This window comes from Chromobacterium sp. ASV23, from assembly GCF_016428945.1.
In the GTDB taxonomy this organism is placed as follows: domain Bacteria; phylum Pseudomonadota; class Gammaproteobacteria; order Burkholderiales; family Chromobacteriaceae; genus Chromobacterium; species Chromobacterium sinusclupearum.
Genome location: NZ_JAELTR010000097.1, coordinates 1 through 8,114, shown reverse-complemented (window position 1 = coordinate 8,114; position 8,114 = coordinate 1). Strand labels below are relative to the sequence as shown.

10 protein-coding genes are annotated in these 8,114 nt (G+C 62.3%); all 10 read right to left on the bottom strand.

What is annotated here, in order from left to right; all coding sequences use genetic code 11:
• Positions 1-235: 235 nt before the first annotated feature.
• The gene (locus JHD59_RS21220) at positions 236-796 is read right to left on the bottom strand and encodes a glutathione peroxidase (protein ID WP_103318128.1); all 561 of its coding nucleotides are present in this window, start codon (positions 794-796) and stop codon (positions 236-238) included.
• Positions 797-914: 118 nt separating this feature from the next.
• On the bottom strand, positions 915-1,277 hold the full coding sequence (gene trxA, locus JHD59_RS21215) for a thioredoxin (RefSeq protein WP_103318130.1): 363 nt from the start codon (positions 1,275-1,277) through the stop codon (positions 915-917).
• A 132-nt stretch (positions 1,278-1,409) separates the two neighbouring features.
• Complete coding sequence (gene gltS, locus JHD59_RS21210) at positions 1,410-2,612, bottom strand: sodium/glutamate symporter (RefSeq protein ID WP_199155719.1); 1,203 nt, start codon at positions 2,610-2,612, stop codon at positions 1,410-1,412.
• A gap of 233 nt (positions 2,613-2,845) precedes the next feature.
• Positions 2,846-3,790, bottom strand: a complete 945-nt coding sequence (locus JHD59_RS21205; protein WP_199155718.1) for a class I SAM-dependent methyltransferase — start codon at positions 3,788-3,790, stop codon at positions 2,846-2,848.
• Between the two features lie 78 nt (positions 3,791-3,868).
• Positions 3,869-4,399 carry a pantetheine-phosphate adenylyltransferase gene (gene coaD / locus JHD59_RS21200; RefSeq protein ID WP_043628250.1) on the bottom strand — a complete coding sequence of 177 codons (531 nt, stop codon included), beginning with the start codon at positions 4,397-4,399 and terminating at the stop codon, positions 3,869-3,871.
• Between the two features lie 91 nt (positions 4,400-4,490).
• The gene (locus JHD59_RS21195; RefSeq protein WP_199155717.1) at positions 4,491-4,898 is read right to left on the bottom strand and encodes a VOC family protein; all 408 of its coding nucleotides are present in this window, start codon (positions 4,896-4,898) and stop codon (positions 4,491-4,493) included.
• Positions 4,899-5,002: 104 nt separating this feature from the next.
• Positions 5,003-5,974, bottom strand: coding sequence for a peptide ABC transporter ATP-binding protein (locus JHD59_RS21190; RefSeq protein ID WP_199155716.1), 972 nt, complete (start codon positions 5,972-5,974; stop codon positions 5,003-5,005).
• Positions 5,967-6,947 carry an oligopeptide/dipeptide ABC transporter ATP-binding protein gene (locus tag JHD59_RS21185; RefSeq protein WP_199155715.1) on the bottom strand — a complete coding sequence of 327 codons (981 nt, stop codon included), beginning with the start codon at positions 6,945-6,947 and terminating at the stop codon, positions 5,967-5,969. Before JHD59_RS21185 ends, JHD59_RS21190 begins: the two co-directional genes overlap by 8 nt.
• 10 nt (positions 6,948-6,957) lie before the next feature.
• On the bottom strand, positions 6,958-7,878 hold the full coding sequence (locus tag JHD59_RS21180; RefSeq protein WP_103318142.1) for an ABC transporter permease subunit: 921 nt from the start codon (positions 7,876-7,878) through the stop codon (positions 6,958-6,960).
• 13 nt (positions 7,879-7,891) lie between these two features.
• Positions 7,892-8,114, bottom strand: a 223-nt coding sequence (locus JHD59_RS21175) for an ABC transporter permease subunit (RefSeq protein WP_199155714.1), incomplete at its 5' end; no start/stop codon positions are given.

Sequence of the window (8,114 nt, the reverse complement as noted above, 5' to 3'; positions counted from 1 at the left end):
GTGCTGTCCGCTTCGTCGTCGCTGCGGAACCGTTTCGTTTCCGCTGTTTCGTTCGCTGCGTCAGCTGAGGAGGCGAACTATACGCCCGGGCCTCACCCTCGTCAACACCTTTTGCGAGAAAAAGTGAGATTTCCTCATCACAATCTTGCAAGCCACTGATTTGAAAGAAAACTGAAATGATGGGATTACAAGAACAGACAACGCCGCCTGGCGGCGGCGCTATTCAAGGCAGGCTTCAAGGCTGTGTTTGAGCGGTGGATTGGGCCGCAGCAGGCTTCAAATAAGGCAGAAAAGCGTCCACCACCTCCGGCGCGTCAGGCTTGGTCCTGGTATTGATGCTGATAACCTTGCTGGCGCCCGGCAGGATCAGATACTTGTGGAAATTCCACATCGGCGCGTCGTCGGTAGCGGCGATCAGCGCCTTGAAGAAGGGCTGGGCATCGCCGCCCCGGACATGCCCCTTGCCCGCCATCGGGAAGGTCACGCCATAGTTGGCCTGGCAGAACGCGCCGATCTCGCTCGGCTTGTCCAGTTCCTGATAAAAATCGTTGCTCGGGAAGCCGATGACCATCAGGCCGCGCGGCCCGTATTGCTTATATAACGACTCCAGCTGGGTGAACTGCGGGGTGAAACCGCAGTGGCTGGCCGTATTGACCACCAGCACCGGCCGGTCCGCATACTGGCAGAGATTGATTTCGCCGCCCATCAGACCGGGCACCGTGTAATTGAGCAGAGACGGGCAACTGGCCAGCGCCGCTTGCCCCCACAACAGCAATAGCACACTCCAACGCTTCATGATGCCTCCCAGCCGAACGCGCTTCAGCTTCGGCGCAATACCACATAATAAGAATAGGGCAATGCGCCCTCGCCTGCCCTATCGTCTCACATTAAATCCACCATCTGCCGCTACCCTGTCATTCTTGCTGGCTGGCGATATCCGCCCTCACTTTGTCCATATCCAGCTCGCGCAATCCCTGAATCAACTGCTCGAACTGGGCGCCCATCATCGCGCCGGCCTGGTTGAACACCATGATGCCATCCTTGATGGCGATCAGCGTCGGAATGGAACGGATATTGAAATGGCTGGCCAAGTCGCGCTCGTCTTCGGTATTGATCTTGCCGAACACGATGTCGGCGTGCTTCTCCGACGCCGCCTCGAATACCGGGCCGAACATCTTGCAGGGACCGCACCATGGCGCCCAGAAGTCGAGGATGACCAACCCTTCTTCCTTCATATTGGCGTTGAAATTGTCGGCGGTGAGGTTGATATAAGACATGGCTGCTCTCTTTCGCTATCGGGTGGCCCGCCTGCGGCGGACCGTCTTGAGATCAACATATGAGCGCGGCAAGCCCATTGCAAGCCATCGCCCTGGTTGAATTTTTCTATTCCCTCGATAGCCCCGACGCTGTCAGCCGATGAACGGCAACGCCAGATACAGCTTGATCACGATGGCGTTGACGATATCGATGAAGAAGGCCCCCACCATCGGCACCACCAGAAAGGCCAGATGCGACGGACCGAAGCGCTCGGTCACCGCCTGCATATTGGCGATGGCGGTGGGCGTGGCGCCCAGGCCAAAGCCGCAATGGCCGGCCGCCAAGACAGCCGCGTCGTAGTTGCGCCCCATCACGCGGAAGGTGACGAACACGGCGTACAGCGCCATCGCCAGCGTCTGCAGCAGCAACAGGGCGAAGATAGGCAGCGCCAGCGCCGCCAGGTCCCACAGCCGCAGCGACATCAAGGCCAGCGCCAGGAACAGCGACAGGCTGACATTGCCCAGCACCGACACCTCGCGCTCGAAGATCTTGTACCACCCGAGCGCCGCCAGGCCGTTGCTGATCAGCACGCCGACGAACAGCACGCAGACGAAAGTGGGCAGTTCGAACGCCGTTCCCTTCAATAGCGAGCCGATGAAGGTGCCGCCCAGCAGGCAGACGGCGATCAGCGCCAGCGTCTCGATGAAGGAATGCGGCGTGATCAGCCGCTGCGCATCCGGCTGCTCGAAGCCCTGCGGCGGCTGGTCGCTATTGTGTTCCGCGCCCGGCGTCTTGACCCGTTTGACCAGGAAGCGCGCCACCGGCCCGCCGATCAGGCCGCCCAGCACCAGGCCGAAAGTGGCGCAGGCCATCGCCAGCTCGGCGGCGGAGGCCAGGCCATAGGTGTCGCTGAAGGTGCCGCTCCATGCCGCGCCGGTGCCATGGCCGCCGGACAGCGTGATCGAACCGGCCAACAATCCCATCAGCGGGTCCAGGCCCAGCGCGCTGGCCACAGCCACGCCCAGGGTGTTCTGCACCAGCAACAGGCCGACCACCACGCCGAGGAAGATGCCTACCGTCTTGCCGCCCTGCTTCAGGCTGGCCAGATTGGCGTTCAGGCCGATGGCGGCGAAAAAGGCCAGCATCAGCGGCGTTTGCAGCGAGGTGTCGAAACGGACCTCTATGCCGGAAAACTGGCGCAAGGCCAGCAGGCAGGCGGCGACGACCAGGCCGCCGGCGACGGGTTCGGGAATGTTATACGTGCGCAGCACGCCGGTATGGGCGACCAGTTTGCGCCCTAGCAGCAGGACGAGAGAGGCAGCCACCAGGGTGCCGTAGAAATCAAGCTGGATCATCGTTTCTCCTGTTGTCGTTTTGAGCGAAAGCGCGCACGCGCCGCGACACAGACAGACCGATGATTGAGAGGAAGGCATGGCGCATTCCGCATCTTGCCGCGCGCGGCAAGGCGACACACAGGCCGCCGGCTGGCTAGTCGGCGGCTCCATGCGGAAACGCGCTGTGCTATTCGAGTGGAGGGCGCAGGAGAAAGTTCGCGTAAAAACGTTTTACAATCAGCGCGATGCGCCAATCAAGCGCGGCTGATGCGCCAGCACTGGTGAATCTTGCGATTGCGGAAGTCTTCCGGCACCGATTGCGCGCTGATGTCGCGGATCTGATAATCGTCGCTCAGCCGCTCGTCCAACTGGAAAGTGCGCAGATTATTGGAGAAATACAGCCAGCCGCCCGGCGCCAACAGCGCCATCGCGTAGTCGATCAGCCAGACGTGGTCGCGTTGCACGTCCAGGATGTCGCGCATCTTCTTGGAGTTGGAGAAAGTGGGCGGGTCCATCACGATCAGATCGAACTGCTTGCCCTCGTCCACCGCCTGCTCCAGATACTGGAACACATCGGCGCGGACCAACTGGTGCTTGTCCAGGTCCAGGCCGTTCAGCTCGAAATTGCGGCGCGACCAATCCTGGTAGGTATTGGACATGTCGATGGTTTCCGAACTGACCGCGCCGCCGGCGCCGGCATAGACGGTGAAACTGCCGGTGTAGGCGAACAGATTCAGGAAACGTTTGCCGGCGGCTTCTTCGCGCACCCGCTTGCGGGTATTGCGGTGGTCCAGAAACAAACCCGTGTCCAGATAGCGGTCCAGATTGACGATGAAGCGCTGGCCGAACTCTTCGACCACAAAATCGTCTCCCTCGCGCCCCACTTTCTCGTACTGGCTGACCCCCTTCTGCCGACGGCGATTCTTCAGCGTCACCGCGATGGCCGGGATGCCGGTCACCTGCTCGATGGCCGCGGCCACCGCATCGATCCAGGCGCGATACTCGTCGTCGCCCATTTCCCAGCCGGTGTCGTATTCCTGCAGATGCACCTTGCCGCCGTAGATGTCAACGGCGAACGGAAACTGCGGCACGTCCTTATCGTAGACCCGCCAGGCATCCAGCCCCTGACGGCGCGCCCATTTGGCGTAATGCTTGTAGTTCTTGGCCAGACGGTTGGCGAAGGCGCGGACATCCTGCATGAAAAATCCTCGAAGCGGCAAAGCAAAGCGCCAGCCGAGGGCTGGCGCGACATTCGGTTCAGGCCTGCATTATAAGGCCTATTGCGGGGAATACATCTCCAGCATCTTGCGGTACACCGGCTCCGGCAGGTACTGGCGAATCACGCCCTCCCAGCCGCGCGGCCCGATCAGACCCTTGACCATGGTCGACGACACCTCGGCGTACTCGCGCGGCGGCAGCAGGAACAGCGTGGTGATGTCCGGATGCAGGTCGGAGTTGATATAGCGCATGGTGCGCTCGTATTCGTAGTCGCTGGCGGTGCGGATGCCCCGGACGATGTAGTTGGCGCCGACGCTTTGCGCGTAATTCACCAGAAACTGATTTTCGAAGACCTCGACTCTCAGCTTGCTGAATCCGGCAGTCACCTCGCGCAGCAGCGCAACCCGCTGTTCTGCGCTGAAAGTGCAATGCTTGTCGGGATTGACGCCAACGGCGACGATCAGCTCGTCAAACAATTCCACCGCCTCTCGTATCATCCACAAGTGGCCATTGGTCACCGGGTCAAAGCTGCCGGCATAGACGGCTCGTTTCAATTGACGTTTTCCTCGGGCTTTGAGTGCGTGTTCCATGGCGAATGTATCTCGCGAAGGCGGGGTGGTAAAGGAATTTTTGTGCGACGCGGCAAAAAACTGCCGCGCCGGGAGGGACGTCAAGAAAAGATCATAATTGACAGTTGACCATCCAGCTGATGCCGAATTTATCACTAAAACAGCCAAAAAGCGCGTTCCAGAACGTTTTGCTCAGCGGCACCGTCACCTGGCCGCCTGCGCTCAGCGCGGCAAAAACCCTTTCCGCCGCAGCGGTGTCGCCATCCAGGTTGATCGACAGCGTGATCTGCTGGCCAGGCGCCATCTGCCGGTCGGTGTCCGAAATCATCAGCGCATTGGCGCCGAAGGTCAGCCTGGCGTGCATCACCCAGTTCGGATCGATGCCCCCCATCGACGGCACATCCTTGGGCGCGTCGGCGTAACGCATCAGCATGGCGATTTGACCGTCCAGCGCCTCGCGGTAGAAATTCAGCGCCTGCTCGGCCTGGCCGTTGAAGTGCAGATAGGGGTGAAGATGCATGATCCGCCTCCGTTGTGGGTGAGCTTTCAGTGTAGCCGCACATCCAGACGAAAAATGAAAAGCCCGCAACGGGGTCCGTTGCGGGCTGACAGGCGCGTTGGAACTCAGCCGTTGATCTCTTCCGCGCGGTGACAGGCCACCATGCGCTGATCCAGCTCGCGCAATTGCGGCACTTCCACCTTGCAGCGCTCCGCCGCGTGCGGGCAGCGCTTGTGAAACGCGCAGCCGGACGGCGGATTGAGCGGGCTGGGCAGCTCGCCTTCGATCTTGATCTTGATGCGGCGATCCTCCGGATGGATGGACGGCGTGGCCGACAACAGCGCCAGGGTGTACGGATGCAAGGGGCGCCCGTAGACGCGGGACTTGTCGCCCACTTCCACCGCGCGGCCCAGATACATCACCATCAAGTCGTTGGCCACGTGCTCCACCACCGCCAGGTTGTGCGAGATGAACACATAGGCGGTGTTGAACTCCTCCTGCAGATCCATGAACAGGTTCAACACCTGCGCCTGGATCGATACGTCCAGCGCCGAAGTCGGCTCATCCGCCACCACGATCTTGGGGTTCAGCATCATGGCGCGGGCGATGGCGATGCGCTGGCGTTGGCCGCCGGAGAACATGTGCGGGTAACGGAAGTAGTGCTCCGGACGCAGACCGACGCGCGTCATCATCGCGCGGACTTTTTCCTCGCGCGCCTTGGCCGACAGATCGGTATTGATCAACAGCGGCTCGGACAGCTGATCGCCTATCTTCTGGCGCGGATTCAGGGAGCCGTAAGGGTTCTGGAACACCATCTGCACCTTGCGGCGCATGGCTTTCAGTTCGGCGCTGCTGGCCTGGGCGGCATCCTGGCCGTCCAACAGCAGCGAGCCGGACGTCGGCTGCTCGATCAGCGTCAGCTGGCGCGCCAGCGTGCTCTTGCCACAGCCGGACTCGCCCACCACCGCCAGCGTGCGGCCGGCTTCCAGTTCAAACGAAACGCCAGCCAGCGCCTTCACCTGCGCCTTGGGCTTGAACATGCCCTGCGCCACATCGTAATAACGGGTCAGATCCCTTGCTTGCAAAACCTTAGCCATGCTGCTTCTCCTTGGCCGGCAACGGGTAGTGGCAACGCACCGCACCATGCGCATGGGCGGTCAGTCCGGGCCGCTGGCTGCGGCAATTGTCCTGCGCGTACGGGCAGCGCGGCGACAACAGGCAGCCGCTCGGACGGTCGTATTGCCCCGGCACGATGCCAGGCAGCGTGGACAGGCGGCGCGCGCCCTTGCTGTGCTCCGGAATGGACATCAGCAAGGCCTCGGTGTACGGGTGGGTCGGATGGCGGAAGATTTCCGGCACCGTGCCCATCTCCGCCACCTGGCCGGCGTACATCACAACCAGCCGCTGCGCCACCTCGGCCACCACGGCCAGATCGTGGGTGATCAGGATGAGGGCCATGTTCTGGCTCTTCTGCAAGGACACCAGCAGTTCCATGATCTGGGCCTGAATGGTGACGTCCAGCGCGGTGGTCGGCTCGTCGGCGATCAACAGCTTGGGATTGCAGGCGATGGCCATGGCGATGGCCACGCGCTGGCTCATGCCGCCGGACAGCTGGTGCGGGTACGCGTCCAGACGAGTGGCGGCGGCGGGAATCTCCACCAGCTGCATCAGCTCCAGCGCGCGCGCCTTCAGCGCCGCGCCGCGCAGGCCCTGATGCACTTTCAGCACTTCCATGATCTGGTAGCCGACGGTGTAGCTGGGGTTCAGCGCCGTCATCGGATCCTGGAAGATCATCGAGATATCCTTGCCGACGATCTTGCGGCGGCCGCGCGACGAGATGGTCAGCAGGTCCTTGCCGTCGAAGGACAATTCGTCGGCGACGATGCGGCCCTGCCCTTCCAGCAGGCCCATCATGGCCATCATGGTGACCGACTTGCCGGAGCCGGACTCGCCGACAATGCCGACGATCTCGCCCTGATCGACCGACAGCTCCAGCCCTTCCACCGCGCGGAACGGATTTTTTTCCGATCCGAACTCCACGGACAGATTCTTGATTTGCAACAGACTCATATTCTTATCCTCAGGCGGCGCGCTTCAGTTTCGGGTCCAGCGCGTCGCGCAGGCCGTCGCCCATCAGGTTGATCGCCAATACCGACAGCAGGATGGTCAGGCCGGGCAAGGTCACCACCCACCACGCGCTCTCGATGTAGTCGCGGGCCGAGGCCAGCATGGTGCCCCACTCGGCGGTCGGCGGCTGGACGCCCAGGCCCAGGAAGCCCAGCGCGGCGATTTCGAGGATGGCGGAGGAGAAACTCATGGTGGCGTGCACGATCAACGGCGCCATGCAGTTCGGCAGCACGGTCACGAACATCAAGCGGAACAGACCGGCGCCTGCCACGCGCGAAGCCACCACGTAGTCGCGGTTCAGCTCGGTCATGGCGGAGGCGCGCGTCAGACGCACATAGGCCGGCAGCGAGACCGTGGCGATGGCGATCATCGCATTGGTCAGGCCGGGCCCGAGGATGGCCATGATGGCCACCGCCAGCAGCAGCGACGGCAGGGCCATCATGATGTCCATCAGGCGCATGATGGACGCGCCCAGCACCTTGGGGAAGAAGGCGGCGAGCAAGCCCAGGATCACGCCCGGCACCAGCGCCATCACCACCGACATCAGGCCGATGAACAGCGACAGCCGCGCGCCGTAGATCAGGCGCGACAGGATGTCGCGGCCCAGCTCGTCGGTGCCGAACAGGAATTGCACGCTGCCGCCGGCCTCCCAGGACGGCGGCGTCAGCAGGTGGTCGCGATACTGCTCGATCGGGCTGTACGGCGCCAGCAGCGGCGCCAGCAGCGCACAGGTGACGATGAAGACCACGAAGACGAGGCCGGCGACCGCGCCCTTGTTGTGGGAAAAGCCCTGCCAGAACTCCTTCAGCGGAGACGGATAGGACAGCGCCAGGTCGGCCGGCTGAGCGGCCGCGGTTTGCTTGGTTTGGCTCATATTGCGTCCCTGCTTACTTGGCGTGACGGATGCGCGGATTGGCGATGCCGTACAGGATGTCGACGATGAAGTTGGTGACGATCACCAGCGTGGCCACCATCAGGATGCCGTTCTGCACCACCGGGTAGTCGCGGCGGCCGATGGCGTCGATCAGCCATTTGCCGATGCCGGGCCAGGAGAAGATGGTCTCGGTCAGCACCGCGCCGCCCATCAACGTGCCCACCTGCAGGCCGATC

Coding starts and splice junctions, on each gene's coding strand:
- JHD59_RS21190 (WP_199155716.1), bottom strand. CDS start 5,974: ATGGCTAAGGTTTTGCAAGCAAGGGATCTGACCCGTTATTACGATGTG.
- JHD59_RS21180 (WP_103318142.1), bottom strand. CDS start 7,878: ATGAGCCAAACCAAGCAAACCGCGGCCGCTCAGCCGGCCGACCTGGCG.
- trxA (WP_103318130.1), bottom strand. CDS start 1,277: ATGTCTTATATCAACCTCACCGCCGACAATTTCAACGCCAATATGAAG.
- JHD59_RS21195 (WP_199155717.1), bottom strand. CDS start 4,898: ATGCATCTTCACCCCTATCTGCACTTCAACGGCCAGGCCGAGCAGGCG.
- JHD59_RS21220 (WP_103318128.1), bottom strand. CDS start 796: ATGAAGCGTTGGAGTGTGCTATTGCTGTTGTGGGGGCAAGCGGCGCTG.
- gltS (WP_199155719.1), bottom strand. CDS start 2,612: ATGATCCAGCTTGATTTCTACGGCACCCTGGTGGCTGCCTCTCTCGTC.
- JHD59_RS21185 (WP_199155715.1), bottom strand. CDS start 6,947: ATGAGTCTGTTGCAAATCAAGAATCTGTCCGTGGAGTTCGGATCGGAA.
- JHD59_RS21205 (WP_199155718.1), bottom strand. CDS start 3,790: ATGCAGGATGTCCGCGCCTTCGCCAACCGTCTGGCCAAGAACTACAAG.
- coaD (WP_043628250.1), bottom strand. CDS start 4,399: ATGGAACACGCACTCAAAGCCCGAGGAAAACGTCAATTGAAACGAGCC.